Below are 25265 nucleotides of genomic sequence, written 5' to 3'. Positions count from 1 at the left end.
CAATGGTGAACAACGAGAGTAGCATGCAAAAAATGTAACTTGCAAGGTGGAAATATCGTTTGATCTATTGAAAAAAACAGCATCTTCATGCAAGCTGGCCCGGTGGGCGCCGCGGACGGCGCGGGAGAGCGCAATGCAAACGATCGATCAGGCAATGCAGGACAAGGTACTGGCCGTGGCCCGCGCCGGCATGACCAGTGCCGAAGCCATCGGTTTCTTCCGCGTCAGCCTGGGGCTGTACTACCTGGCCGGCCTGATGACGGAGGAAACCCTCGATTTCAAGCAGATCGACGCGAAGTACAACCGTTTTATCTACCACTCGATAGGTGGCGGGCACAGCATCGCCAGTGTGCTGCAATTCATGAGCGGCGAGAAAGTCTTGCGCGTGCTGCAATCGGAGCGTTTCCTCGCCGCGTTTGCCCAGCACTGCCCGGACATCCCCGTTGACAGCATTTCCTTCCTGATCTCACTGAACCTGGGCGTGGCGAAAAGCCTGTCCGGCCTGGACGCCGTCGGCCCCGTGGTGGACTGGATCGAGCAGGAAAAAGCGCGCACAAGTCAATAAAGCCCCGATCCCCCTGCGCGCGGCGTGGGGACGGCTGGCCGCTATCGTCCTATAATTCATGTTTTCCCTGACATGAATAGCCACGATGACCGCAAACCGCCATTTTGACCCCCTGGATCGTTTGATTGTTGGCGCCGACAAGGCCCTGCGCGTCATGGCGGGCGTGGCCTCGGCCTCGCGCCCCACGCCGGCCGCGCATGCGCCCGATGCGGAACTGAGCCCGGCCGAGCAGCGCCACAGCGCCGGCTTGATGCGCGTCAACCATGTGGGCGAAGTGTGCGCGCAAGCCCTGTACAACTCGCAGGCGCGCTATGCGCACAGCCCGGCCATCCGCGCCCAGTTCGACGAAGCGGGACGCGAAGAGGAAGACCACCTGGCCTGGACGGCGCAGCGCCTGACGGAGCTGGGCTCGCGTCTGAGCCTGCTCAATCCCCTGTGGTATGCGGGTTCGTTTGCGCTGGGCACCATCGCCGCTCGCATGGGCGACGGCCGCAGCCTGGGTTTTGTGGTGGAAACGGAACGCCAGGTGGAAGCGCACCTGGCCAGCCACCTTGAGGAATTGCCGCCGCAGGACGCCAAGTCGCGCGCCATCGTCAAGCAAATGGCCATCGACGAAGTGGAACATGGCGCCGCCGCCCAGCGACTGGGCGCCATCGACACCCCGGCGCCCGTGAAGGCGCTGATGGGGTTGATGGGCAAAGTGATGACAAAAACCGCGTATTACATCTGATACTTCTGCGTAGGCCGGCGTAGGTCGGATTAGGCCACCGGCCGTAATCCGACAACATTGTTGGCGCTACCGGTGTCGTCGGATTACGCGGAGTCCTGCCCCGCTAATCCGATCTACTCCTCGATGATTTCGAACGAGTGAGTGATTTCCGCTGTTTTCGCCAGCATGATCGACGCCGAGCAATATTTGTCATGCGACAAGGCAACCGCACGTTCCACAGCGGTGGGTTTCAGGGCCTTGCCCCGCACCGTGAAGTGGAAGTGGATTTTGGTAAAGACTTTCGGATCGGTGTCGGCGCGGTCGGCCTTCAGGGTCACTTCGCAGCCGCTGACGGCTTCGCGCCCCCGCTTCAGGATCAGCACCACGTCATAGGCGGTGCAGCCGCCCGTGCCCAGCAAGACCATTTCCATGGGGCGTGGCGCCAGATTGTGGCCGCCGCCATCGGGCGCGCCATCCATGGTCACCAGGTGGCCGGAACCCGTTTCTGCCCGAAAACTCATGCCCGACGGGCCATTCCAGCTGACTTTGCATTCCATCGTACTCTCCGAAAATTGTAAGCGTTTTGTATTGTAATAGAGGAATGCCCATCCATGTGCCGCCCGCCGGGCCGCAGCCGGCCTCGATTGCGGCTTGACGCGGCAAGGCAAAGCCGCTTATACTTGTCGGCTTTCCGTTCGCTCAGGAAAAGTAAATAAGGCAGAGTCCGCACAGCAGCATCGGCGGAACCACCATTTGAGCGTGTAATCTATTAGGAAGTCAACATGAAAACATTTTCCGCTAAAGGACATGAAGTCCAGCGCGATTGGTTCGTGGTTGACGCGACGGACAAAGTCCTCGGACGTGTTGCCAGCGAAGTGGCACTCCGACTGCGCGGCAAACACAAACCAGAATTTACTCCTCACGTCGATACCGGCGACTTTATCGTCGTCATCAACGCAGGCAAACTGCGTGTGACCGGTACCAAAGCTACTGAGAAAATTTACTACCGTCACTCTGGCTATCCAGGCGGCATCTACGAAACCAACTTCCAGAAAATGCAACAGCGTTTTCCAGGTCGCGCGCTTGAGAAAGCGGTCAAAGGCATGCTGCCTAAAGGCCCACTCGGCTACGCAATGATCAAGAAGCTGAAAGTGTACGCGGAAGGTTCCCATCCGCACGCTGCTCAGCAACCTAAAGCACTTGTTCTCTAAGGAACTGACATGATCGGTAATTACAATTATGGAACCGGCCGTCGCAAAAGTGCAGTGGCTCGGGTTTTTATCAAAGTTGGCACAGGCTTGATCGTTGTTAACGGCAAACCAGCAAACGAATACTTTTCGCGCGAAACGGGTCTGATGGTCATCCGTCAACCACTGGAACTGACCGGCAATGTCGAGCGTTTCGACATCAAAGTCAACGTCCATGGCGGCGGTGAGTCGGGCCAGGCTGGTGCAGTTCGTCACGGCATCACCCGCGCTCTGATCGACTACGATGCAGCGTTGAAACCGGAACTGGCTAAAGCCGGCTTCGTTACCCGCGATGCACGTGAAGTCGAGCGTAAAAAAGTTGGTCTGCGCAAAGCACGTCGCGCAAAGCAATTCTCGAAGCGTTAATTTCTACGCTACAGCACCTTCCGGGGTGCTGGTCGAAAAGCCGCTGGACTTTGGTCCCGCGGCTTTTTTGCATTTCAGCATGACTCTGCATTGCGCTGTAAAATACGCGGAAAACCCGCAGGGAGTAGCGTTTCCCTCATCTTTATGCAATCTATACACAAGGAAAGAACATGATCAAAGTTGGCATCGTCGGCGGCACTGGATACACGGGCGTGGAATTGCTGCGCTTGCTCGCTACCCATCCAGATGTCGAGTTGACGGCGATTACCTCGCGCAAGGAAGATGGCTTGCCCGTTGCTGACATGTATCCTTCCCTGCGCGGCCACGTGAGTCTGGCGTTTTCCTCGCCGGACAAGGCCAACCTGGAACAGTGCGACGTGGTCTTCTTTGCCACGCCGCATGGCGTTGCCATGGCGCAAGCTCCAGCCCTGCTGGCCGCCGGCGTGAAAGTCATCGACCTGGCCGCCGACTTCCGTCTGAAAGACCAGGCCAAGTTCGAGCAGTGGTACAAGATTCCCCACACAGCGCCCGAGTTGATCGAGCAAGCCGTGTACGGCTTGCCGGAACTGAACCGTGAAGACATCAAGCAAGCCAAGCTGATCGCCAACCCCGGTTGCTACCCGACCACCATGCAGCTGGGCTTTTACCCGCTGCTGAAAGCTGGCCTGGTCAACGCGGGCAGCCTGATCGCCGACTGCAAGTCGGGCGTGTCCGGCGCCGGCCGCAAGGCGGAGATCGGCATCCTGTTCTCGGAAAGCAGCGACAGTTTCAAGGCCTACGGCGTGGCCGGCCACCGCCACCTGCCGGAAACGACGGCGCAACTGCAGCGTTTCACGGACGAGAAAGTGGCGCTGACCTTCACGCCGCACCTGGTGCCGATGATCCGCGGCATGCATTCGACCCTGTACGCGCAGCTGAACAAGGATGTCAGCAATGAGGAATTGCAAGCCTTGTTCGAAGAGCAATACAAGGATGAACCTTTCGTCGACGTGATGCCGTTCGGCTCGCACCCGGAAACCCGTTCCACGCGCGGCTCGAACATGCTGCGCCTGGCCTTGCACCGTCCAGAGGGCGGCAATACCGTCATCGTGCTGGTGGTGCAGGACAATCTGGTCAAGGGCGCATCGGGCCAGGCCGTGCAGTGCATGAACTTGATGTTTGGCTTGAAAGAAACGGCCGGTTTGCAACACATCGCCGTGATGCCATAACGATCGGCGACCGTGCTTGCGCGGGTCCGGCGCCTTTTTGCCGGACCTGTGATAAATTGGACTGCCACCTACCCCGACAGGATGACGTTCATGTTCGAGCGCAACGCGAAAAATCCCATCGACACCTTGATCGGCGCTTCCACGCGGATCGAGGGCGACTTGCTGTTTTGCGGCGGCTTGCGCATCGATGGCCATGTGCGCGGCAACGTCACGGGCGAGCCGGGCGAACCCACGTATATAGTGCTGGGCGAGGCGGGCCGCATCGATGGCGAAGTGCGCTGCTCGAGCCTGGTCGTCAGTGGCGAGATCAATGGCCCCGTGTATGTGTCCGAAATGCTTGAAATCCAGCCAAAAGCCCGCATTGTAGGAGAGGTCTATTACAAGGTGCTGGAAATGCACAGCGGGGCATTGGTGCAAGGCAAGCTCAGCCGGCACGACAGCGCCGACCCCGTGCTGCACCTGGCCGTATCGGAAATGTGACCCAGAACAACAGTGCTGGTTGACGGTGGGGGGGCGCCCTGAGCGCGACTTGCGCCAACAGTCTATAATGACTTAATGTTTTCTAGTAGGAGTGCCTGATATGAATGCCGTCGCTGAAATGCAAGATGTGATCCCTTCCCCTATTATCTTTACCGATAGCGCCGCTGAAAAAGTCGCGCAGTTGATCGAAGAAGAAGGCAATCCCGACCTGAAATTGCGCGTATTCGTGCAGGGTGGCGGCTGCTCCGGTTTCCAGTATGGCTTCACCTTCGACGAAATCGTCAACGAAGATGACACCACCATGGTCAAGAACGGCGTCCAGCTGTTGATCGATTCCATGAGCTACCAGTACCTGGTCGGCGCGGAAATCGACTACAAGGATGACCTGGAAGGTGCACAGTTCGTGATTAAAAACCCTACCGCGACGTCGACCTGCGGTTGCGGTTCGTCTTTCTCGGTATAAGCAGCACACCTGAGAAAACGCCCATGGCGGTGTTGCATTGCCTCGCCATACTATTCGTACTGTCGTCGGCAATGCGCCTTGCCCTGAACGTTTTTGAGGCGCGCCGGTTTGCCGGTACAGCATCAAAATAGCGGATCGATGATCCGCTATTTGTGTTTCTGAAGCACGCTTCCTCTTTCAGCGTGGATACAGCGCGCCCAGTACCCTCAGTCCTTGCGCTCCCGTCACGGCCGGCAAGTTGCCTGGCTTGCGCAGCGTAAAGCGCCAGGCCAGCCAGGCAAAGGCCAGGGCCTCGACCTGGCTGGGCGCCACGCCCAGCGCTGCCGTCGATTCCACCGCAATGCCCGGCAATGCACGGGCCAGCGCCGTCATCAGGCTGGCGTTCTGCGCGCCGCCGCCACACACGTATACCGTTTCCGCCTGCGCCCCGTCGCGCGCGATGGCGTGCGCCAGGCTGGCCGCCGTCAGCTGTGTCAACGTCGCCTGCACGTCGGCCGGCAGGGCGGCTGAATGGCTGGCCAGCTTGGCGTTCAGCCAGTCGGCATGGAACAGGTCGCGTCCCGTGCTTTTCGGCGCCGGCAAGTCAAAATACGGATCGTCGAGCAATTCCGCCAGCAGGGCGGGGATGACCTGGCCTGTCGCTGCCCAGGCGCCATTGGCGTCGTAGGGTTGGCCCTGGTGCTGCAAGACCCAGCCATCCATCAGCGCATTGCCGGGGCCCGTGTCGTAGCCCGTCACCGTGCCGTCCGCGTGCAGCACGCTGATATTGCTGATGCCGCCGATATTGGCCAGCACCCGCGTGTGGCCGGGCAAATTGAAAATCGCCTGGTGAAAGGCGGGCACCAACGGCGCGCCCTGGCCGCCGGCCGCCACGTCGCGGCTGCGCAAGTCGGCGATGACGTCGATGCCCGTCAGTTCGGCCAGCAGGGCCGGGTTGTTCAACTGGCGCGTAAAACCCAGCTCGGGCCGGTGGCGGATGGTCTGGCCATGTGCGCCGATGGCGGCGACGGCGTCCGGGCCGATGCTTGCATTGTTCAGGAGCATAGTGACGCAGTCGGCGTAATGGCGCACGAGCTGATTTGCCGCCAGTGCTTCGCGTTCGATTTCATTCTGGCCGGCACTTTGCAAGGCCATCAGGTCGTCGCGCAGGCTGGCGGGAAAGGGGATGTAGGCGTCGCCCAGGCTGCGTGTGCCGCCATCGTCGGAAAAGTCGACCAGCGCGCCGTCAACGCCATCGAGGCTGGTGCCAGACATCAGGCCGATATACAGCATGGGTTTTCCTTGAGTACGTAAGTGATGGGGTGCATTGTGCCGCATTTTCCTGTTCACATAAAACAAAGGCACCGGCCATCTGCATGGGCGGTGCCTTTATATGTTGCCCGGAGGCAGTGTTGCTTAGCGCGAAGCCAGTGCCGTGTCGTTCGGACGCAGCAGGGTGAAGCGGTGCATCATGTCAGCCGATACCATGCGGAAGCGGCTCAGCTCGGCGGCCGTCAATGGCGCCTGGGCTTGTACGTTCAGCTTGCTTGGATCTTGTGCCACGCCGCCGACGCGGAATTCATAGTGCAAATGGGCGCCCGTGGACCAGCCGGTGGTGCCGACGTAGCCGATGACATCGCCCTGGCTGACTTTTTGACCTTTTTTCAGGCCCGAAGCGAAGCGGCTCATGTGGGCGTACGCGGTGCTGTAGTTGGCCCAGTGTTTCAGGACAACAACATTGCCATAGCCGTTTTGGCTGCCGACAGAGTCGACCACGCCGTCGCCCGAGGCGCGGATAGGCGTACCTGTTGCTGCAGCGAAATCGATGCCCTTGTGCGCTTTCCAGTTGCCGGAAATCGGGTGCACGCGCATGGAGAAGCCGGACGAGATGCGGGAGAATTCGAGGGGGGATTTCAGGAAGGCTTTTTTGAGGGACTTGCCGTCGAAGCTGTAGTAACCGCCGCCTTGCTTGCTGGCTGGGTCTTCGAACCAAACGGACTGGTAGGTCGTGCCGCGGTTGGTGAATTCACCGGCCAGGATGCGGCCCGCTCGGACGAATTCGCCATCTTGCCAGAATGTTTCGTAGACCACATTAAACGAGTCGCCGCGTTTCAGGTCGGAGCGGAAGTCGATATTGGTGGAGAACATTTCCACGATTTGCGCGGAAATCGAGTCTGGCAGGCGGGTGCCGTCGAGGCTGGAGTCGGTAGCGGCAAACAGGGTGGAGGTAATCTTGCGCGCGTGCATTTCAACGCGGCGTTCCAGCTGGGCTGCCACTTCCGTGGCCACGAACTTGTCGCCCTTGCGGGTGATCAGGATGTTCTTGACCGATTTGTCCGTGCCGTCGACGAGGGTGGCGCGCATCCAGTTGAGGTCGCCGTTTTCGGTCGTTTGCGCTTGCACGCGCTTGCCCGATTTCAGCAACATCACGCCGCGCGCGATCTTGTCGGTTTTAATGAAATTGGCGGCCGCCTGATCATCCACGCCGAGACGGGTCAGCAGGGTGGCGAGGGTATCGCCAGCGCGGACTTTTTCTTCATGGGTGAAATTCTGGTTTACCTGTTCCATCGCGGAAATTTGCGAGGCGAGATCAGGCATTTCCAGGTTTTGGGCGATGGACGTCACCGGCAAGTCCGATGCGTCGGGCGCCATGGGCGACACAGCGACCGCGCCGAAGGCGGCCACGGCGAGCAGCACCGCGGACGCACCAATAATGCGTGCCTTGCGGGTCGTCGTCAGCTGTGTGTACAAGCGTGAGCCTGTGATTTTATGTATAGGGTTCATGCAATCAGTTAAAATTTGCCCTTGAACGTGACCTGAGCTAGCGCTCTTTGTTATTGTTATTTTGATTCGTTTTCATACGGCAAGATTGATGGGATCGAGCATTATAGCAAACTCCGCAAACCTACTACCATTTTGAGATCTACAGTCAAATTTTATGGAAATCAACACCACCGCATCGCCTACAAAGGCTAACGCCGCTCAGACCGCGCTTCCGCTGTCTGACAGAGTACAAGAAGCCCTCGCGATTACCAAGCGTGGCGTCGACGAACTATTGATCGAAAGCGAATTTGCGCAAAAATTAGCACGCTCCGAGAAAACAGGTGTTCCGCTGCGCATCAAACTGGGCCTGGACCCGACCGCACCCGACTTGCATCTGGGCCACACTGTCGTGCTGAACAAGATGCGCCAGTTGCAAAACCTCGGCCATCAAGTCATTTTCCTCATCGGCGACTTCACGTCCATGATCGGCGACCCTTCGGGCCGCAACGTCACGCGCCCGCCATTGACCAAGGAACAGATCGAGATTAACGCGATGACGTATTTCGCGCAAGCATCTTTAGTGTTGGACGCCAGCAAGACTGAAATCCGCTATAACTCCGAGTGGTGCGATCCGCTGGGCGCGCGCGGCATCATCCAGCTCGCTTCCCACTACACGGTGGCGCGCATGATCGAGCGCGACGATTTCACCAAGCGCTTCCAGGGCGGCATTCCTATTTCCGTCCATGAGTTCCTGTACCCGCTGATGCAAGGCTACGACTCGGTGGCCCTGAAATCGGACCTGGAACTGGGCGGCACGGACCAGAAGTTCAACCTGCTGGTGGGCCGCGAACTGCAAAAGCAGTACGGACAGGAGCAGCAGTGTATTTTGACCATGCCGCTGCTGGAAGGTTTGGACGGCGTGGAAAAAATGTCCAAGTCGAAGAATAACTACATCGGCATCACGGAACCGGGCAACACCATGTTCGCCAAGCTGATGAGCATTTCCGACGTCATGATGTGGCGCTACTACGAGCTGCTGTCGTGGCGCTCGATCGCCGAACTGGCCCAGCTGAAGCGCGAAGTCGAGGAAGGCCGCAACCCGCGCGACGCCAAGGTTGCTCTGGCGCAAGAGATCGTCGCCCGCTTCCACTCGCAGCAGGCGGCCGAAGATGCGCTGGCCGACTTCGTCAACCGCTCGAAGGGCGGCATTCCCGACGATATCCCGGAAGTGAGCCTCGCTGGCGCACCGCTGGGCATCCCGCAATTGCTCAAGCAAGCTGGCCTGTGCCCATCCACGTCGGAAGCCATGCGCAAGATCGACCAGGGCGGCGTGCGCATCGACGGCACCGTCATCAGCGACAAGGGCCTGCAAGTGGAAGCCGGTCAGTTCGTGTTGCAAGTTGGCAAGCGCAGCTTTGCGCGCGTCACCTTGACGGCATGATCGCGCTGCTGCAGAGAGTTACGCAGGCCAAGGTCGATGTTGCCGGCGCCACCATCGGCGCCATCGACGCCGGGCTGATGGTGCTCGTGTGCGCCGAGCGGGGCGATACGGAGAAGGAAGCGGACGCCCTGCTGACCAAACTGCTCGGCTACCGCGTGTTTGCCGACGAGGCGGGCAAGATGAACCGCAGCGTGACTGACGTGGCCGGCGGCTTGCTGCTGGTGCCGCAGTTCACCCTGGCGGCCGACACCAAGTCCGGCACGCGCCCGTCGTTTACGCCGGCCGCCGCGCCGCAGGACGGTTTGCGCCTGTTCACGCATTTCGTGGACCAGGCGCGCAGCCGCCATGCAGGCGTGCAAACGGGGCAGTTCGGCGCCGACATGCAGGTGTCGCTTACCAATGACGGCCCCGTCACGTTCTGGCTGCAAGTGAACGCTAAATAAGCGTCAAACAATAACTATAAAGAGGAGCAAGCGATGAAATTGTGGAGCGAGACGTTTCGTGATGGCGGCCTGATGCCGGCCGACAATGCTTTTGCCGAGATCGACCCGGCCAGCCGCGTGCGCCTCGCCGGCAACCGCAATCCCCATCTGGCCTGGGACGAGGTGCCCAACGGCACCGAGTCGCTGGCCCTGTTCTGCATCGACCCCGATGCGCCGCTAGACGCCAGCCTGGCCAACCGCGATGACCAGGCCCTGCCGCTGACGGCGCCGCGCGGCGACTTTTATCACTGGAGCTTGCTCGACTTGCCGCCGGCCATGCGGGTTATTGCCGCCGGTGAATTTTCCAGCGGCATCACGCCGCGCGGCAAGGCGGTCGCTACTGGGCTGCGCCAGGGCATCAACGACTACACGGGCTGGTTTGCCGGCGATGCCGCCATGGCCGGCGATTACTACGGCTATGACGGTCCGTGCCCGCCGTGGAATGACGAGCGCATCCACCACTATATTTTCCGCCTGTACGCGCTCGATGTGCCGCAGTTGGCCTTGCCCGAGCGCTTCACGGGACAGCAAGCCCATGCCGCCCTGTACGGCCACATCCTCGACGAAGCCCAGCTCGTCGTCGCCTATTCGCTCAATCCCGAGTTGGCACTTACCCTGAAGAAATAAAGCATGAGCACCACGATTTTACTGATACGCCATGGCGAGACGGCCTGGAATGCGGGCCGCCGCCTGCAGGGCCATATCGACATCGCCTTGAACGAGGCGGGTCTGGCGCAAGCGGCCGCGCTGGGACAGGCGCTGGCGGACGAACCGCTGGCCGCGATCATCGCCAGCGATTTGCAGCGCGCTCAGCAGACGGCGCAAGCCGTGGCCGACGTGAAAGATTTACCGGTGCAAACGGATCCCTTGCTGCGCGAGCGCTGCTATGGCGCCTTTGAGGGCTTGCTGTATGCGGACATCGCCGCGCGCTATCCGCACGAGTATGCGCAATGGCAATCGCGCCAGATCGACGCCGTGATGCCGTCGGGCGAACGCCAGGCCGAAAGTTTCCGCCAGTTCTATGCGCGCGCGAATGGCGCCATCGCCCGCTGGGCCCAGCAATATGACGGCCAGACGATCGCCATCGTGGCGCACGGCGGCGTGCTCGAGTGCGCTTACCGCGAGGCGGTCGGCATGACGCTCGACAGTCCGCGCGACTTCCAAGTCAAGAATGCCAGCGTCAACCGTTTTTCTTACGCGGACGGCAAGCTGCATTTAGTGCACTGGGGAAATATCGAGCACCTGAGCGCGCCCGCGATGGACGAGCTGGGCTAAGCGGCCCCATCGCCACTCTGACGCACTGAGCTAAAAAATAGTGCTTATTAAATAGGCAGGGAATCGGTTAAAATAGCAGGTTCCTCCGTCCATTCCAGGTTCCTCAGTGCAAATCGGCCCTCACATTCTGCGCAATAACGTTTTCGTCGCTCCCATGGCCGGCGTGACGGATCGGCCTTTCCGCCAGTTGTGCAAGCAGTTGGGTGCCGGCTATGCCGTGTCGGAGATGGCGGCGTCGAATCCGCGCCTGTGGGCGACGGAAAAAAGCTCGCGCCGCACGGACCACGAAGGCGAAATGGAGCCGAAAGCCGTGCAGATCGCTGGCGCCGATCCGCAAGACCTGGCCAACTGCGCCAAGTTCAACGTGGACCGGGGCGCACAGATCATCGACATCAACATGGGTTGCCCCGTGAAAAAGGTGTGCAACAGCTGGTGCGGTTCGGCCCTGTTGCAAGATGAAAGCCTGGTCGAAAAGATATTGCACGCCGTCGTCAACGCCGTCGACGTGCCCGTCACCCTGAAATTTCGCACGGGCTGGAACCGTTCCAACAAGAATGCCCTGACCATCGCCCGTATCGCCGAGCAAGTCGGCATCCAGATGCTGACCTTGCACGGCCGCACGCGTGCCGATGGCTACAAGGGCGATGCCGAATATGAAACCATTGCCGCCGTGAAAGCATCGGTGGGCATCCCCGTGGTGGCCAATGGCGACATTACCAGTCCGGAAAAGGCCCGCTTTGTGCTCGATCAAACGGGCGCCGATGCCGTCATGATCGGCCGCGCGGCGCAGGGCAGGCCGTGGATTTGTCGCGAGATCGACCATTTCCTGCGCACGGGCACCTTGCTGCCGGCGCCGTACGTGGATGAAGTGCGCACCCTGATGGACGAGCACTTGCGCGCCCATTACGCGTTTTATGGCGAATTCCTCGGCGTGCGCACGGCGCGCAAGCACATCGGCTGGTACGTCAAGGATCTGGAAGGCGGCGAAGCGTTCCGCCAGCAAATGAACTTGCTGGAATCGACGGATGCGCAATTGCTGGCCGTCGATCAATTTTTTGAGTCGCAATGGAAATTTGGCGAACGGTTACAATACCGCCTCTCCGAATCCAGTGAAAGTGGCCTGATAGAAGCGGCCACAGCAGCATAAGCAGATAGCAAGGCAGTTGCATAAGTTATAAACAATAGTGATAAGTACGAGTGATAAGAAGTACAAGGAAGAAGTACAAGGGCGAGCGCCTATACAGAGCGTCATGCAATATTAATTACAACACCGAGGCAAGAGGGCTGCACGCGGACCGCATGAGCGACGCGGCACCGGATGGCCAGGTGTTCAGCCGGTTGAAGCATACAAATGAGCAAAGAAAGCATTCAGGAAGTCGTACAGAAAAGTCTAGAAGATTACTTCAATGACCTGGGCGAACAGCAAGCATCGAATATCTACGACATGGTTGTGTTGACCGTGGAAAAGCCCATCCTGGAAGTCGTGATGACACGCGCCGATGGCAACCAGTCGCACGCCGCGCAGATGCTGGGCATCAACCGCAATACCCTGCGCAAGAAATTGCAGGAGCACGGTTTGCTGTAATGCCGGCATGCAAGTGACGCCAAGATTTGAATCCGCCGCAGCAGTCTTCGCCTGAAGACTGAACTGCGCCATTCGCCAAGAACACTTAACCACCTAGCCACAGCCATGATCAAACAAGCTCTCCTCTCCGTTTCCGACAAGACCGGCGTTCTCGAATTCGCCCGCGCTCTGTCCGCCCTCGGCGTCAACCTCCTCTCCACGGGCGGCACCGCTAAATTGCTGGCAGACAACGGTGTTCCTGTCACGGAAGTGGCCGATTACACGGGTTTCCCGGAGATGCTCGATGGCCGCGTGAAGACCCTGCACCCGAAAGTGCACGGCGGTATCCTGGCGCGTCGTGATTTCCCTGAGCACATGTCGAAACTGGTCGAGCACGACATGCCGACCATCGACATGGTGGTGGTCAACCTGTACCCGTTCCAGGGCACGGTTGCCAAAGCCGATTGCACGCTGGAAGACGCGATCGAAAACATCGATATCGGCGGCCCGACCATGCTGCGTTCGGCAGCCAAGAACCACAAGGACGTGGTCGTCATTTGCGATCCGACCGACTACGACGTGGTACTGGCGGAAATGCGTGCGGCCGATGGCAAGGCAGGCGACGTCAGCTACGACACCAAATTCATGCTGGCGAAAAAAGTCTTTGCGCACACGGCGCAATACGATGGCGCCATCACCAACTACCTGACGAGCCTGGGTCCGACGAAAGTGCACGCCGAGCGCGGCGCCTATCCGCAAATCCTGAACGTGGCCTTTGAAAAAGTGCAAGACATGCGCTACGGTGAAAACCCGCACCAGAGCGCCGCCTTCTACCGCGACCTCGTCACCACCGATGGCGCGCTGGCCAACTATCGCCAGCTGCAAGGCAAGGAATTGTCGTACAACAACATCGCCGACGCCGATGCGGCTTGGGAATGCGTGAAGAGCATGGGCGGCTTCGAGCAAAGCGCCGCTTGTGTTATCGTCAAGCATGCGAACCCATGCGGCGTGGCCCTGGGCAAGAATGCGGCGGAAGCGTATGCGCGTGCCCTGCAGACGGACCCGACCTCGGCATTTGGCGGCATCATCGCCTTCAACACGGAACTCGACGGCGCCACCGCGGGCGAAATCGCCAAGCTGTTCGTCGAAGTGTTGATCGCCCCGTCGTTCTCCGCCGAAGCGAAACAGATTCTGTCGAGCAAGCAAAACGTGCGCATGCTGGAAATCCCGCTGGGCAGCGGCGTGCACGCCATGGACTTCAAGCGCGTCGGTGGCGGTCTGCTGGTGCAATCGCCGGATGCGAAAAACGTCGGTATCGGCGACTTGCGCGTGGTGAGCAAACTGCAGCCAACGCCGCAGCAACTGGCCGACCTGATGTTCGCCTGGAAAGTGGCGAAATTCGTCAAGTCGAACGCCATCGTCTTCTGCGGCAATAACATGACCCTGGGCGTGGGCGCCGGCCAGATGAGCCGTATCGATTCGGCCCGCATCGCGTCGATCAAGGCGCAAAACGCGGGCCTGTCGCTGACGGGCTCCGTCGTGGCGTCGGACGCCTTCTTCCCGTTCCGTGACGGTCTCGACGTCGTCGTCGATGCGGGCGCGACCTGCGTCATCCACCCGGGCGGCTCGATGCGCGACCAGGAAGTGATCGATGCGGCGGACGAGCGCGGCGTGGTCATGCTGTACACGGGCACGCGTCACTTCCGTCATTGATATAGATAGAGAGAGTAGGTCGGATTACGCGTACCGCTAATCCGACCTACAGCTACTCGATAAAGTACTCAGCGGCAGGCACCGGTTATTCACCGGTGCCTGCCGTATTCATTATAGAATCTGGCGATGATTATTCTTGGCATCGATCCTGGCCTGCGCACGACCGGCTTTGGGGTCATTGAAAAACACGGCAACAAGCTGCGCTATATCGCGTCGGGGACCGTCAAGACGGGTTCCGAAGGGGAATTGCCGCCGCGCCTGAAGGTCATCTTGCAGGGCGTGGGCGAAATCGTCGGCACCTACCAGCCCGATTGCGCGGCCATCGAAAAAGTGTTTGTCAACGTCAATCCCCAATCGACCTTGCTGCTGGGCCAGGCGCGCGGCGCGGCCATTTGCGCGCTCGTCCATGCGGACCTGTCGGTGGCCGAATACACGGCGCTGCAAGTGAAACAGGCCGTCACGGGCCACGGCAAGGCGGCCAAGGAACAGGTGCAGGAAATGGTGTCGCGGCTGCTGTCCTTGCCCGGCTTGCCCGGCACGGATGCGGCCGACGCGCTGGGCGTGGCCATTTGCCATGCCAACAGCATCGATGCGCTGGCCATGATAGGCGCGCTGGCGCCGCAACTGCAGGGTCTGCGCATGAAGCGCGGCCGCCTCGTAGGTTAAAGCATCACTCTGAAATTTAACATTAGGAATACGCGATGATAGGCCGTCTCTCCGGTATTTTGCTTGAAAAGAATCCGCCACAATTGTTGGTCGATTGCCAGGGCGTCGGCTATGAAGTCGACGTACCGATGAGTACCTTTTACAACTTGCCCCACGTGGGCGAAAAAGTCGTGCTGTTCACGCACCAGGCCATCCGCGAAGATGCGCATTTGCTGTTTGGCTTCGGCAATGCGGCCGAGCGGGCAGTATTCCGCCAGTTGATCAAGATCACGGGCGTAGGCGCGCGCATGGCGCTGTCGATTCTCTCGGGCATGACGATTGCCGATCTGGCCCAGGCGATTACCCTGCAGGATTCCGGCCGCCTCGTGAAGGTGCCGGGCATCGGCAAGAAGACGGCCGAGCGCCTGTTGCTGGAATTGAAGGGCAAGCTGGGAGCCGATATCGGCGCCGGCGGCGCGCATGCGGCGCCGGACGCGCAATCGGACATTTTGAATGCCCTGGTCGCGCTCGGCTATTCGGACAAGGAAGCGCTGGCCGCCGTGAAGAACGTGCCGGCTGGTACCGGTGTGTCGGACGGTATCAAACTGGCGCTGAAAGCGCTGTCGAAAGGCTGATAGGGCATGAGCATCCAGACCGACAGCTTCACGGAACAGCGCATCATCGACGCGGCGCCCATCTCGCACAACGAGGAGGCGATCGAACGGGCCTTGCGCCCCAAGCAGCTCGACGAGTACGTGGGGCAGGAAAAGATCCGCGACCAGCTCGAGATTTTCATCACGGCCGCGCGCCAGCGCAAGGAAGCGCTCGACCATACCTTGCTGTTCGGCCCGCCGGGCCTGGGCAAGACCACCCTGGCGCACATCATCGCGCGCGAAATGGGCGTCAATTTGCGCCAGACCTCGGGCCCCGTGCTCGAGCGCCCGGGCGACCTGGCGGCGATTTTGACGAACCTGGAAGCGAACGACGTCCTGTTCATCGATGAAATCCACCGGCTGTCGCCTGTCGTCGAGGAAATTTTATATCCGGCGCTTGAGGATTATCAAATCGACATCATGATTGGCGAAGGCCCGGCCGCCCGTTCCGTGAAGCTCGATCTGCAACCGTTTACCCTGGTTGGCGCCACCACGCGCGCCGGCATGCTGACCAACCCGCTGCGCGACCGCTTCGGCATCGTCGCGCGCCTCGAGTTCTACAACACGGGCGAACTGACGAAGATCGTCACGCGCAGCGCCGCCTTGCTGAAAGCCCCGATCGATCCGGAAGGCGCAATTGAAATCGCCCAGCGCGCCCGCGGCACGCCCCGCATCGCCAACCGCTTGCTGCGCCGCGTGCGCGATTTCGCGGAAGTCAAAAGCAATGGCGAGATCACCAAGGTGGTGGCCGACCGCGCGCTGGCCATGCTCGACGTCGATTCCGCGGGTTTCGACGTGATGGACCGCAAGCTGCTCGAAGCCGTGCTGTTCAAGTTCGGCGGCGGCCCCGTCGGTATCGGCAACCTGGCGGCGGCCATCGGCGAAGCGGCCGATACCATCGAGGACGTGCTGGAGCCGTATCTGATACAGCAAGGTTTCCTGCAACGCACGCCCCGTGGCCGTGTCGCCACGCCGGCCGCCTATTTGCACTTCGGCGTCAGCGCGCCGCGCATGGGTCCGGGCGGCGAAGCGTGGGAACTGTGATGACGGAAGAGGGTATGCCGGGTATGCAAATCTGGATCGACGCGGACGCCTGTCCCGTTGTCATCAAGGAAATTTTGTACCGGGTGGCCGACCGCCTGGAGTTGCCGCTCACCCTGGTCGCCAACCAGGGCTTGCGCGTGCCGCCGTCGCGTTTCATCCGCACCGTGCAAGTGCCGTCCGGCGCTGACGTGGCCGACCAGGAAATCGTGCGGCTGCTCAATCCCGGCGACCTCGTCATCACGGGCGACATCCCGCTGGCGGCCGACGTGCTGAAAAAGGGCGGCTATGCGCTCAATCCGCGCGGCGAGTTCTACACGAAGGACAATATCGCCCAGCAACTGACGATGCGCGCCTTCATGGAAGAATTGCGCAGCGGCGGCGTGGACACGGGCGGCCCGGCCGCCTTCAGCCAGTCCGACCGGCAACAGTTCGCCAACAGCCTGGACCGGCATTTGAGCAAGCATCACCGCAAGCCGGCCCCGGCGCAGTAATCCGCGGACGAAAAAAAACCGGCGCAAGCCGGTTTTTTTGTGCGCGTGAAACTTAACGCATGACTTTTTTCGTACCCACCACTTCCACCGTCACGCGGCGGTTCTGGGCGCGGCCGGCGGCACTCGTGTTGTCGGCCACCGGTTGCGTTTCTCCCTTGCCTTCCGTGTAGACACGGTTCGTTTCCACGCCTTGCGTCACCAGGTAAGCCTTGACGGCTTCGGCGCGGCGCAAGGAGAGCTTCTGGTTGTAGGTGTCAGGGCCGACGGCATCCGTATGGCCGACCGTGACGATCACTTCCAGGTCCATGCCCGTCAATTGACCGAGCAGCTGGTCCAGCGCCGCCTTGCCTTGTGGCTTGAGCGCCGATTGATCGAAATCAAACAGCGCTTCGGAAGCAAACGACACTTTTTCCGATACGGGTGCTGGCGCCGGTGGGGCCACGATGACGGGTGCCGGCATCGCGACGACAGGGGCGGCTTCTGGCGCCGGCTGGTAGGCAGGCGTGGCGCTGGCCGGGCGGCCCAGTTTATACACGAGGCTGACGGAATACAGGTCCGCATCGCCGCGGTTGCCCACGGCGTCGTTCAAGCGATAACGCTCGACTTCGCCGCGCAAGGCCAGCGCTTCGCTGAACTTGTATTCCAGGCCCAGGCCCAGCTTGGCGTTGAGCTTGCGCTCGCTGGCATGCGTGTTTGTCGAGCCCAGCAGGCGGTTGCCGCTGAATTCCGTGTTGGTCTTGGTGTAATGCATGCCGACCCGGCCCAGCAAGAACAGTCGCTGCGACAGCGGCAGCTGGCCCAGCAAGTCCAGGTTCACGCCGCGAAAGGCAGCTTGTCCGTTGAGTACGCCATTGCCGCTGGTGGTGGACCGGAAATCGAACTTGCCCAGGTCAAAGTAACCGGCTTCCACGGCGAAATACTGGTTCAGCTGGCGGCCGACAAACAGTTTATAGCCGGTGTCGCGCTGGTCCTTGCTGAAGCCGGTGACGGTTTCACCGTTGGCGGCCAGGCTGGCGCGCAGGCGCGGCTCGTCGATGGTGGCGCGCGACTGGCCCACGCCCGCACCGAGGTACCAGGCGCTGTTGGCCCAGTCCGGGTTGATGAAGGTGTTGTCCTGCGCCTGCGCCTGCGCCGCTTGCGCCGCCAGCAGGGCGCCGGTCATCACGCTCAGGGCGCCCAGTGTGTGTGCAATAGTCATGGTCATGTCCCGATTATTTGGTGATCTGGTTGTTGCGCAGGGTGACGGCGGCAGCCGTCAGCACGCGGCCATTGAGCAGGGTCGTGTTGTCGCCTACCGTGATGGCGGCAGACTGGCCCAGGATATTGCCCTTGAAGACGCTGTTCGCGGCCAGGGTGGTCGGGCCGACGGGCAGCCAGCTGACGTTGTCGGCCGTGGCGCCATTGTTCAGGGCGACCACCGAGTTGACGGTCGAGTCCAGGGTCAATGCCGTACGGAAGATATACACGCCAGGACCGTTCAAAGTCAGCGTGCCCGTGATGCTGATGGCGCCCGCATAGCAATACACGCCGGGGCCGAAGGTCTGGCCGCCGAGGTCGATGCCGCCGGCAAAGCTGACATCGCAGGTGCGGCTATTGCCGTCCGTGATGGCCGCCTGCAGGTCCGTCATGGCGCCGGCCAGGATGGCGCCCGATTTGTAGTTGGTAAAACCTGCCGCCTGGGTCGGATCGACCGTTTGCGACGGTGCACCGACATCGCCCGTGATCAGGGTGGTGCCGCCCGAATTATTCGTGATCGAGGTACCGGCCAGCACGCCGAACGATGCGGCGCGGCCCAGGATGATCGGGTTGAGGACGGGCGGGATGGCAACGGCCGTGACAGTCAGCAGCGCGCTGCCCGACTGGCCGCCGGCTGTGGCCGTGATGTTGCTGGTGCCGGCCGCGATGCCGGTGGCGACGCCCGTGTTCAGCACGCTGGCATTGGCGACGGTGCCCGAGGTCCAGGCGGCGCTGTTGGTGATGATGGCGTTCGAGCTGTCCGAATACGTTGCGGTGGCAATGAATTGTTGCTGGGCACCGACAACGATGCTGGCGGTGGCCGGCGTGACGGCGATGCTGACCAGGGTAATGGCCGGCACGGTGACGGTGGTGCTGGCCGTCTGGCCGTTGAAGCTGGCATTCATGACGCTGGTACCAAAGGCGACACCAGTGACCAGGCCGCCGCTGGCGACGGTGGCCGAGGCGGGCGTGGCTGCAACGAAGCTGCTGCCGGCCGTGACGTCGGCGGTGCTGTTATCCGAGTAGGTGGCAATGACGGCCAGCTGACGCGTCGCGGCGACAGGGATGATCGGGTTTTGCGGCGTGACGGCGATGGACAGCAAGGTCGCTGGCATGACGGTCAATACCGTGCTGGCCGTGAGCGTACCCGTGGTGGCCGTGATCTGCGTCGTGCCGGCAACCTTGCCCAGCGCCAGGCCGCTAGCGGCGATGCTGGCCGTGGCGGGATTGGCCGAGGCAAAGGCCGAGACGGCCGTGACGTCGCGCGTGGTGCCGTCGCTGAAGCTGCCGCTCACCGTGAATTGCTGCGTTGCGCCGATGGCGATGGATGGCGCGAGCGGCGCGATGGTGATCGCCGTGAGCGTGGCGGGCGAGACGGTCAACTGGGCCGCTGCGCTCTTGCCGCCGAACGCGGCGCTGATGCTGCTGCTGCCGGCAGCCACGCCAGCGGCAACGCCGCTGCTGGCGTTGACGGTGGCATTGGCCGGCGTGGCCGACGTCCAGCTTGCCTTGGCGCTGACGTCTTGCGCGGAACCGTCGCTATACGTGGCGATGGCTGTAAATTGCTGGCCGGCACCGATGCCGATCGTGGCCGTGGCGGGTGTAACAGTCAGGCTGGACAGGGTGGCGCCCGGCAAGCCGAGGATGGGATCGCGTCCCTGGTCGCCGCCGCCGCAGCCAGCCAGGGCGGCCATGGCCAGCAGGCCTGCCGAGACGATCAGCGGGTTCAGATATCGCTTGAAGAGATTCATATAATTCCTTTGTGCATGGCAGTCATTGCCGGGCATCTGCGGATGAGGTCATCTGGCAGAGCCATGCCGCACTTCGCTACAGGGCGATGGCGTCATTGGCATGCACTATTTCACGGCGGGGACTGCCGGTATGTGCGTTGGCGCGCATAGCGTTCAGCCACCTTGATACAGGCCAAAATACAAGCGGATTCGAGCTGGAAAAACAACAGGAGCACGGGAGCAGGGGCGTAAAAAAGCCGGCGCTGGGCCGGCTTCGGTTAGGGGGGCGGCTGCGATTATTCTTCGCGCACCCATGTCTGCGAGCGGCCAAACATCGGCACGCCGACATAGCCGCGCACTTGCAGCTTGGTGCCGCCTTCCGTCAGTTCGGCCTTGCTCTTGTAGACCTTGCCGGTGGCCGGGTCCGTGATTTCGCCGCCCGTCCACTCCTTGCCGTCATATTTCAGGCCGGACAGGATCACCATGCCGACGATGGGCTGGTCCTTGTTGGCGCCCGTGCACTTGTCGCACTTGGGATTTTGATCTTCATTCGGGGCACGGAACAGTTTTTCGATCTTGCCTTGCAAGACGCCATTGTTTTCCGTGATGACGACGAGGGATTTCGGCTTGCCGCTGGCGTCGTCGATGGTTTTCCATGTGCCGACGGGGGTAAAGTTGCCGTCGCGCGCCGTGGCGCTGCCGGCGATGGCCAGGGCGGCCACCAGTACGCTTGCTTTGAATACTTTATGCATCGCTAGTCTCCATTGGTTTTTCTTGATCGGGTCACGAACAGTGTATATACCAAGGCAAGACCAGCCATCTTGCGCGGCGTCACGGATGACGCCGCGCAATCCTTCCAAACTTGCCTTATGCGCTGGCTAGTTTAGCAAACTGTTCGCGCAGTTTTTCAATTGTCGCCGAAAAACTGAGCAAGCGCTCGTTTTCTTGCGCGACGATGGCGGCCGGGGCACGCGCGACAAAGCTTTCATTGCCCAATTTGCTGTTGACTTTGGCAATTTCCGCCTCGATGCGGGCGATTTCCTTGCCCAAGCGCTCGCGTTCGGCAGCCACGTCGATTTCCACTTTCAGCATCAGCTTGGTGGTGCCGACGATGGCGACGGCCGCAGGCGAGTCCGGCAGCGCATCGACGATCTGCACGTCGGCCAGCTTGCCCAGCGACTGGATGTATGGCGCATACGATGCCAGCGCTTCTTTCTCGCTGGCATTGCCCGCTTCGACGATCAGCGGCACGCGCACGGAAGGCGAGATCTGCATTTCGCCGCGCAGGTTGCGCGTCGCGTCCGTCAAGGCTTTCAGCTGCTGCATCCACGCTTCGGCCGATTCGTCGATCTTGTCGGTGTTAGCGATCGGATACGGCTGCATCATGATGGAATCACCCTCAGCTTTGAGCGTTTTGCCAGCCAAAGGCGCCACCGTCTGCCACAAGGCTTCCGTGACGAACGGAATGATCGGATGGGCCAGGCGCAGCACCACTTCCAGCACGCGCAGCAGGGTGTGGCGGGTGGCGCGCTGCTGGCCTTCCGTGCCCTGTTGCACTTGCACCTTGGCTACTTCCAGGTACCAGTCGCAATATTCGTCCCAGACGAATTTGTAGATGGTGGCGGCGATATTGTCGAAGCGGAAGTCTTCAAAGCCCTTGGCCACGTCCAGTTCCGCCTTCTGCAGCAGCGAGATGATCCACTTGTCCGCTTGCGACAGGTCGGCGTCGTTAGGCGTGCAGTCTTTTCCTTCCGTATTCATCATGACGAAACGGGTGGCGTTCCACATCTTGTTGCAGAAGTTGCGGTAGCCTTCGCAGCGACCCAGGTCGAAATTGATGTTGCGGCCCAGCGAAGCGTAGCTGGCCATGGTGAAGCGCACGGCGTCCGTGCCGTAGGCCGAAATGCCTTCCGGGAATTCCTTGCGCGTGGCCTTGGTGATCTTTTCCGCGTCGCGCGGGTTCATCAGGCCGGTCGTGCGCTTGACGATCAAGCCTTCCAGGTCGATGCCGTCGATCAGGTCGATCGGGTCCAGCGTGTTGCCTTTCGATTTCGACATTTTCTGCCCCGTCGAATCGCGCACCAGGCCGTGCACGTAGACGGTTTCAAACGGCACCTTGCCCGTGAAGTGCGCCGTCATCATGACCATGCGCGCGACCCAGAAGAAAATGATATCGAAACCTGTGACCAGCACCGACGATGGCAGGAACGCCTTCATGTCCGGCGTTTCTTCCGGCCAGCCCATGGTCGAGAACGGCACCAGGGCGGACGAGAACCACGTGTCGAGCACGTCGTCGTCGCGTTTCAAGGGACCGGTGCTGCCGGCGGCCTGTGCCTTGGCGATGGCTTCCGCTTCGGTCTTGGCGACAAAGATATTGCCGGCGTCGTCGTACCAGGCCGGGATCTGGTGGCCCCACCACAGCTGGCGCGAGATGCACCAGTCCTGGATGTTGTTGAGCCACTGGTTGTAGGTGGTGCTCCAGTTTTCCGGCACGAACTTGATTTCGCCGTTGGCGACTTTTTCCAGCGCCGTCTCGGCAATCGATTTGCCCGGGAAGAACGTGCCTTCCGGCGCCGGTTTGCTCATGGCGACGAACCACTGGTCCGTCAGCATCGGCTCGATGACGACGCCCGTGCGGTCGCCGCGCGGCACCATCAGCTTGTGCGGTTTGACCTGTTCCAGCAAGCCTTGCGCGTCGAGGTCGGCGACGATCTGCTTGCGCGCGGCAAAGCGGTCCATGCCGCGGTAGGCTTCCGGCGCGTCGTCCGTGATCTTCGCGTCCAGGGTCAGGATGACGATCTGCGCCAGTTTGTGGCGCTGGCCCACGGCGTAATCGTTCATGTCGTGCGCCGGGGTGATCTTGACGCAGCCCGTGCCGAATTCCTTGTCGACGTATTCGTCGGCGATGATGGGGATTTCGCGGTCGGTCAATGGCAGTTTGAGCATCTTGCCTACCAGCGGCAGGTAGCGCTCGTCCGTCGGATCGACGGCCACGGCCACGTCGCCCAGCATGGTTTCAGGACGGGTGGTGGCCACCGTCAAAAAGCCGCTGCCGTCCGCCAGCGGGTACTTGATGTACCACATCGAGCCGTCTTCTTCTTCCGACACCACTTCCAGGTCGGAGACGGCCGTGCCCAGCACCGGATCCCAGTTGACCAGGCGCTTGCCGCGGTAGATCAGGCCCTGCTCGAACAGGCGCACGAAGACGTCGGTGACGACTTTCGAACGAGGCTCGTCCATCGTGAAGTATTCGCGCTGCCAATCGGCGGAGGCGCCCAGACGGCGCATCTGGCCGGTGATGATGGAACCCGATTTTTCTTTCCATTCCCACACTTTTTCCACGAATTTCTCGCGGCCCAGGTCATGGCGCGAAATCTTTTGCGCGTCCAGCTGGCGTTGCACGACGATTTGCGTGGCGATGCCCGCGTGGTCGGTGCCGGGTATCCAGGCCGTGTTGTGGCCCAGCATGCGGTGGTAGCGGGTCAGGCCATCCATGATGGTCTGGTTGAACGCATGGCCCATGTGCAGGGTGCCGGTCACGTTCGGCGGCGGCAACTGGATGCTGAAGGAAGGTTTTCCGGCATCGAGGGTGGCGGTAAAGTAACCGCGTTGTTCCCACTCGGTGCGCCAGAATTGTTCAATGTCGGCGGGCTCGAAAGACTTGGCTAATTCCATGATTTGGCGTGTGATTGGCAAAAGGAACCATTATAGATGACACGGCATCGCCTGCAGCGTGGCAACCCGCCTTTTTCAGTGTTTTGGCGGCTTTGCGGGCCGTTTTCCCGCAACAGACGGGGATGAAAGGGCTGCCGATGTTATAATGCCGGCCTCGGCGCCTCCTGCCCTATCTTTGCGGACGGCGCCAGCAGACGCAGTTTTATCCAACTCTCGTCCGCGTCACACGGCCAGCGCATCTGCGATGCCAGCCACTTTCAGAGCGTCCCCTGCGGGCTGGGCGCCTGAGCCACGCGCACCGCCAGCGGTGCACCATTCACGGCGGAATACCGCGCGCCACCGTTTGCCGGCCGCGCCGCCACAGTTTAGCCAGGAATGTTGTTATCTGGCCCGTCGTCTTTCGATACGGCACTCCCGCAGCGCGCCTTTGCGCCTGTGGCCGCGCCATGGCCGCGCGCTTTCCCGGTTTTGCTTTTACAAGGAAACCAGCATGAAAAAAATCTCGATCACGATGGCACTCGCCACCCTGGGTGCCTTGCCTGCCGCCCACGCCCAGTCGTCAGTTGATGTGTATGGCTTGATGGATGCGGGCCTGGTGCAGGAAGGCGGCATCAGCAAGCTCACCAGCGGCATATCGGCCGGCTCGCGCCTGGGCTTGCGCGGCACCGAATCGCTGGGTAATGGCTTGCAAGCCGTGTTCACCCTGGAAGCGGGTGTCCTGAGCGACACGGGCCGCTCCGACCAGGCGGGGCAATTGTTCGGCCGCCAGGCTTTTGTCGGCATCGACAGCCCGCTGGGCATGCTGACCGTGGGGCGCCAGTACAACCTGCAAAGCCAGGCCTTGACCGACGTGGCCGATCCATTCGAAGGCGGCCTGGCCGGCGCGGCAACCAACCTGGCCGGCTATTCGGCCACGCGCATCGACAATACCGTGCGCTACACCTCGCCCGAGTTGCGCGGCGTCACGGCCACGGTCCTGTACGGCTTTGGCGAACACACGGGTGTGGCGGCCGACCAGCGCTCGCTGGGCCTGGCCCTCGGCTATGTCAACGGCCCCTTGACCCTGCGCCTGGCGCGCCAGAGCCGTGCCGGCGAACCGGGCAAGGCCGATGTCAACAACACGATTTTGGCGGGCAATTACAACTTTGGCGTGGCCACGGCGTTTGCCGGTTATGGCCGCAACACGGGCGATGGCAGCACCATGTTCTTTGCGGAAAACCCGTATGGCGCGGCGCAGGCGCCGGCCCAGTCCACGGACAGCCGCGACGCCATCGTCGGGGTGTCCGTGCCGCTGGGCGCGACGACCTTGCTGGCCTCGTACGTGCACAAGGATGACCGCGACGCTGCCAACCGCGATGCGCGGCAGCTGGCCGTCGGCGCCACGTATGCCTTGTCCAAGCGCAGCAAGGTGTATGTTGCTTACGCGCACATCCGCAACCGCAACGACGCCGCCTACCTGGTGGGGAATGCCACGGAAGTGGGCACGGGCAACCGCGCCTTCAACGTGGGCCTGCGCCACGCTTTTTAAACCTTTGC

The 25265-nt window shown here is 61.2% G+C and carries 26 protein-coding genes; 19 read left to right on the top strand and 7 right to left on the bottom strand.

From position 1 onward, the window contains the following. The first annotated feature begins 133 nt into the window (after nt 1-133). Together ACQ4WO_RS22485 and coq7 are read left to right on the top strand one after the other, a co-directional pair. A complete protein-coding gene (locus ACQ4WO_RS22485) occupies nt 134-565 on the top strand; it encodes a hypothetical protein (RefSeq protein WP_139091743.1) in 432 nt (143 codons plus the stop codon). Between the two features lie 85 nt (nt 566-650). Next, complete coding sequence (gene coq7 / locus ACQ4WO_RS22480) at nt 651-1295, top strand: 2-polyprenyl-3-methyl-6-methoxy-1,4-benzoquinone monooxygenase (RefSeq protein WP_046683453.1); 645 nt, start codon at nt 651-653, stop codon at nt 1293-1295. 113 nt (nt 1296-1408) lie between these two features. Here coq7 and ACQ4WO_RS22475 read toward each other — a convergent pair whose 3' ends face one another. Then, a complete protein-coding gene (locus tag ACQ4WO_RS22475) occupies nt 1409-1831 on the bottom strand; it encodes an OsmC family protein (protein WP_034749235.1) in 423 nt (140 codons plus the stop codon). Nucleotides 1832-2056: 225 nt separating this feature from the next. Between ACQ4WO_RS22475 and rplM the strand changes: the two genes are divergently transcribed. From rplM to erpA, 5 genes are all read left to right on the top strand, one after another. Next, on the top strand, nt 2057-2485 hold the full coding sequence (rplM, locus tag ACQ4WO_RS22470; protein ID WP_010393282.1) for a 50S ribosomal protein L13: 429 nt from the start codon (nt 2057-2059) through the stop codon (nt 2483-2485). A gap of 9 nt (nt 2486-2494) precedes the next feature. Continuing rightward, nucleotides 2495-2887, top strand: coding sequence for a 30S ribosomal protein S9 (rpsI, locus tag ACQ4WO_RS22465; protein ID WP_010393285.1), 393 nt, complete (start codon nt 2495-2497; stop codon nt 2885-2887). A 170-nt stretch (nt 2888-3057) separates the two neighbouring features. Continuing rightward, on the top strand, nt 3058-4095 hold the full coding sequence (gene argC / locus ACQ4WO_RS22460) for an N-acetyl-gamma-glutamyl-phosphate reductase (RefSeq protein WP_436483309.1): 1038 nt from the start codon (nt 3058-3060) through the stop codon (nt 4093-4095). A gap of 90 nt (nt 4096-4185) precedes the next feature. Continuing rightward, the gene (locus ACQ4WO_RS22455) at nt 4186-4575 is read left to right on the top strand and encodes a bactofilin family protein (protein WP_034749532.1); all 390 of its coding nucleotides are present in this window, start codon (nt 4186-4188) and stop codon (nt 4573-4575) included. A gap of 100 nt (nt 4576-4675) precedes the next feature. Further along, nucleotides 4676-5038, top strand: a complete 363-nt coding sequence (erpA, locus tag ACQ4WO_RS22450) for an iron-sulfur cluster insertion protein ErpA (protein WP_029496047.1) — start codon at nt 4676-4678, stop codon at nt 5036-5038. A 177-nt stretch (nt 5039-5215) separates the two neighbouring features. Here erpA and ACQ4WO_RS22445 read toward each other — a convergent pair whose 3' ends face one another. Beyond that, entirely contained in the window at nt 5216-6310 is a 1095-nt protein-coding gene (locus tag ACQ4WO_RS22445) for an anhydro-N-acetylmuramic acid kinase (protein ID WP_436483308.1), read from the bottom strand. A gap of 123 nt (nt 6311-6433) precedes the next feature. Further along, nucleotides 6434-7801, bottom strand: a complete 1368-nt coding sequence (locus tag ACQ4WO_RS22440; protein ID WP_436483307.1) for a M23 family metallopeptidase — start codon at nt 7799-7801, stop codon at nt 6434-6436. A 154-nt stretch (nt 7802-7955) separates the two neighbouring features. Here ACQ4WO_RS22440 and tyrS point away from each other — a divergent pair, with 154 nt between their 5' ends. The 11 genes from tyrS to ACQ4WO_RS22385 all read left to right on the top strand — a co-directional run bounded on the left by tyrS (nt 7956) and on the right by ACQ4WO_RS22385 (nt 17088). Then, a complete protein-coding gene (gene tyrS / locus ACQ4WO_RS22435; RefSeq protein ID WP_034749219.1) occupies nt 7956-9221 on the top strand; it encodes a tyrosine--tRNA ligase in 1266 nt (421 codons plus the stop codon). Beyond that, nucleotides 9218-9664, top strand: coding sequence for a D-aminoacyl-tRNA deacylase (gene dtd, locus ACQ4WO_RS22430; RefSeq protein WP_436483306.1), 447 nt, complete (start codon nt 9218-9220; stop codon nt 9662-9664). The genes tyrS and dtd overlap by 4 nt, the downstream gene beginning before the upstream one ends. Before the next feature lie 33 nt (nt 9665-9697). Next, complete coding sequence (locus tag ACQ4WO_RS22425) at nt 9698-10330, top strand: YbhB/YbcL family Raf kinase inhibitor-like protein (RefSeq protein WP_436483305.1); 633 nt, start codon at nt 9698-9700, stop codon at nt 10328-10330. Nucleotides 10331-10333: 3 nt separating this feature from the next. Beyond that, nucleotides 10334-10978, top strand: coding sequence for a histidine phosphatase family protein (locus ACQ4WO_RS22420; protein ID WP_436483304.1), 645 nt, complete (start codon nt 10334-10336; stop codon nt 10976-10978). Between the two features lie 106 nt (nt 10979-11084). Further along, a complete protein-coding gene (dusB, locus tag ACQ4WO_RS22415; RefSeq protein WP_436483303.1) occupies nt 11085-12125 on the top strand; it encodes a tRNA dihydrouridine synthase DusB in 1041 nt (346 codons plus the stop codon). A gap of 204 nt (nt 12126-12329) precedes the next feature. After that, complete coding sequence (locus tag ACQ4WO_RS22410; RefSeq protein ID WP_008445162.1) at nt 12330-12563, top strand: helix-turn-helix domain-containing protein; 234 nt, start codon at nt 12330-12332, stop codon at nt 12561-12563. A gap of 105 nt (nt 12564-12668) precedes the next feature. Beyond that, nucleotides 12669-14255, top strand: a complete 1587-nt coding sequence (gene purH, locus ACQ4WO_RS22405; RefSeq protein ID WP_139091735.1) for a bifunctional phosphoribosylaminoimidazolecarboxamide formyltransferase/IMP cyclohydrolase — start codon at nt 12669-12671, stop codon at nt 14253-14255. A gap of 126 nt (nt 14256-14381) precedes the next feature. After that, the gene (gene ruvC, locus ACQ4WO_RS22400) at nt 14382-14921 is read left to right on the top strand and encodes a crossover junction endodeoxyribonuclease RuvC (protein ID WP_092716830.1); all 540 of its coding nucleotides are present in this window, start codon (nt 14382-14384) and stop codon (nt 14919-14921) included. A gap of 35 nt (nt 14922-14956) precedes the next feature. Then, nucleotides 14957-15535, top strand: coding sequence for a Holliday junction branch migration protein RuvA (gene ruvA / locus ACQ4WO_RS22395; protein WP_034749203.1), 579 nt, complete (start codon nt 14957-14959; stop codon nt 15533-15535). Between the two features lie 6 nt (nt 15536-15541). Continuing rightward, nucleotides 15542-16597, top strand: coding sequence for a Holliday junction branch migration DNA helicase RuvB (gene ruvB, locus ACQ4WO_RS22390; RefSeq protein ID WP_046683444.1), 1056 nt, complete (start codon nt 15542-15544; stop codon nt 16595-16597). A 23-nt stretch (nt 16598-16620) separates the two neighbouring features. Beyond that, nucleotides 16621-17088, top strand: a complete 468-nt coding sequence (locus tag ACQ4WO_RS22385; protein ID WP_436483367.1) for a YaiI/YqxD family protein — start codon at nt 16621-16623, stop codon at nt 17086-17088. 52 nt (nt 17089-17140) lie between these two features. Here the strand turns inward: ACQ4WO_RS22385 and ACQ4WO_RS22380 are convergent, their stop codons facing one another. From ACQ4WO_RS22380 to ACQ4WO_RS22365, 4 genes are all read right to left on the bottom strand, one after another. Beyond that, complete coding sequence (locus tag ACQ4WO_RS22380) at nt 17141-18286, bottom strand: OmpA family protein (protein ID WP_436483302.1); 1146 nt, start codon at nt 18284-18286, stop codon at nt 17141-17143. A gap of 13 nt (nt 18287-18299) precedes the next feature. Then, nucleotides 18300-20075, bottom strand: a complete 1776-nt coding sequence (locus ACQ4WO_RS22375; RefSeq protein ID WP_436483301.1) for an ice-binding family protein — start codon at nt 20073-20075, stop codon at nt 18300-18302. Between the two features lie 275 nt (nt 20076-20350). Next, nucleotides 20351-20806, bottom strand: a complete 456-nt coding sequence (locus ACQ4WO_RS22370) for a DUF2147 domain-containing protein (RefSeq protein WP_436483300.1) — start codon at nt 20804-20806, stop codon at nt 20351-20353. A gap of 115 nt (nt 20807-20921) precedes the next feature. Continuing rightward, nucleotides 20922-23729 (bottom strand): valine--tRNA ligase, encoded by a 2808-nt coding sequence (locus tag ACQ4WO_RS22365; RefSeq protein WP_436483299.1) that lies wholly within the window; start codon nt 23727-23729, stop codon nt 20922-20924. 490 nt (nt 23730-24219) lie between these two features. On the opposite strand from ACQ4WO_RS22365, the gene ACQ4WO_RS22360 reads away from it, so the two are divergent. Next, entirely contained in the window at nt 24220-25257 is a 1038-nt protein-coding gene (locus ACQ4WO_RS22360; protein ID WP_436483298.1) for a porin, read from the top strand. Nucleotides 25258-25265 lie beyond the last annotated feature (8 nt).

The sequence above is a fragment of the Janthinobacterium aestuarii genome, from assembly GCF_051380835.1.
Taxonomy (GTDB): Bacteria; Pseudomonadota; Gammaproteobacteria; order Burkholderiales; family Burkholderiaceae_D; genus Janthinobacterium; species Janthinobacterium aestuarii.
The sequence above is the reverse complement of the archived record's forward strand: the minus strand, read 5'-3'. Positions and strand labels throughout refer to the sequence as shown.

Excerpts from the sequence above, each read along its gene's own strand:
- ACQ4WO_RS22440 (WP_436483307.1), bottom strand. The coding sequence starts at position 7,801 with ATGAACCCTATACATAAAATCACAGGCTCACGCTTGTACACACAGCTG.
- ACQ4WO_RS22370 (WP_436483300.1), bottom strand. The coding sequence starts at position 20,806 with ATGCATAAAGTATTCAAAGCAAGCGTACTGGTGGCCGCCCTGGCCATC.
- ACQ4WO_RS22375 (WP_436483301.1), bottom strand. The coding sequence starts at position 20,075 with ATGAATCTCTTCAAGCGATATCTGAACCCGCTGATCGTCTCGGCAGGC.
- coq7 (WP_046683453.1), top strand. The coding sequence starts at position 651 with ATGACCGCAAACCGCCATTTTGACCCCCTGGATCGTTTGATTGTTGGC.
- ruvC (WP_092716830.1), top strand. The coding sequence starts at position 14,382 with ATGATTATTCTTGGCATCGATCCTGGCCTGCGCACGACCGGCTTTGGG.
- ACQ4WO_RS22365 (WP_436483299.1), bottom strand. The coding sequence starts at position 23,729 with ATGGAATTAGCCAAGTCTTTCGAGCCCGCCGACATTGAACAATTCTGG.
- ACQ4WO_RS22455 (WP_034749532.1), top strand. The coding sequence starts at position 4,186 with ATGTTCGAGCGCAACGCGAAAAATCCCATCGACACCTTGATCGGCGCT.
- tyrS (WP_034749219.1), top strand. The coding sequence starts at position 7,956 with ATGGAAATCAACACCACCGCATCGCCTACAAAGGCTAACGCCGCTCAG.
- ACQ4WO_RS22380 (WP_436483302.1), bottom strand. The coding sequence starts at position 18,286 with ATGACTATTGCACACACACTGGGCGCCCTGAGCGTGATGACCGGCGCC.
- erpA (WP_029496047.1), top strand. The coding sequence starts at position 4,676 with ATGAATGCCGTCGCTGAAATGCAAGATGTGATCCCTTCCCCTATTATC.
- dtd (WP_436483306.1), top strand. The coding sequence starts at position 9,218 with ATGATCGCGCTGCTGCAGAGAGTTACGCAGGCCAAGGTCGATGTTGCC.
- ACQ4WO_RS22410 (WP_008445162.1), top strand. The coding sequence starts at position 12,330 with ATGAGCAAAGAAAGCATTCAGGAAGTCGTACAGAAAAGTCTAGAAGAT.
- argC (WP_436483309.1), top strand. The coding sequence starts at position 3,058 with ATGATCAAAGTTGGCATCGTCGGCGGCACTGGATACACGGGCGTGGAA.
- ACQ4WO_RS22420 (WP_436483304.1), top strand. The coding sequence starts at position 10,334 with ATGAGCACCACGATTTTACTGATACGCCATGGCGAGACGGCCTGGAAT.
- ACQ4WO_RS22425 (WP_436483305.1), top strand. The coding sequence starts at position 9,698 with ATGAAATTGTGGAGCGAGACGTTTCGTGATGGCGGCCTGATGCCGGCC.
- ACQ4WO_RS22485 (WP_139091743.1), top strand. The coding sequence starts at position 134 with ATGCAAACGATCGATCAGGCAATGCAGGACAAGGTACTGGCCGTGGCC.
- rpsI (WP_010393285.1), top strand. The coding sequence starts at position 2,495 with ATGATCGGTAATTACAATTATGGAACCGGCCGTCGCAAAAGTGCAGTG.
- ACQ4WO_RS22360 (WP_436483298.1), top strand. The coding sequence starts at position 24,220 with ATGAAAAAAATCTCGATCACGATGGCACTCGCCACCCTGGGTGCCTTG.
- ACQ4WO_RS22475 (WP_034749235.1), bottom strand. The coding sequence starts at position 1,831 with ATGGAATGCAAAGTCAGCTGGAATGGCCCGTCGGGCATGAGTTTTCGG.
- purH (WP_139091735.1), top strand. The coding sequence starts at position 12,669 with ATGATCAAACAAGCTCTCCTCTCCGTTTCCGACAAGACCGGCGTTCTC.
- ruvB (WP_046683444.1), top strand. The coding sequence starts at position 15,542 with ATGAGCATCCAGACCGACAGCTTCACGGAACAGCGCATCATCGACGCG.
- ruvA (WP_034749203.1), top strand. The coding sequence starts at position 14,957 with ATGATAGGCCGTCTCTCCGGTATTTTGCTTGAAAAGAATCCGCCACAA.
- rplM (WP_010393282.1), top strand. The coding sequence starts at position 2,057 with ATGAAAACATTTTCCGCTAAAGGACATGAAGTCCAGCGCGATTGGTTC.
- ACQ4WO_RS22385 (WP_436483367.1), top strand. The coding sequence starts at position 16,621 with ATGCAAATCTGGATCGACGCGGACGCCTGTCCCGTTGTCATCAAGGAA.
- ACQ4WO_RS22445 (WP_436483308.1), bottom strand. The coding sequence starts at position 6,310 with ATGCTGTATATCGGCCTGATGTCTGGCACCAGCCTCGATGGCGTTGAC.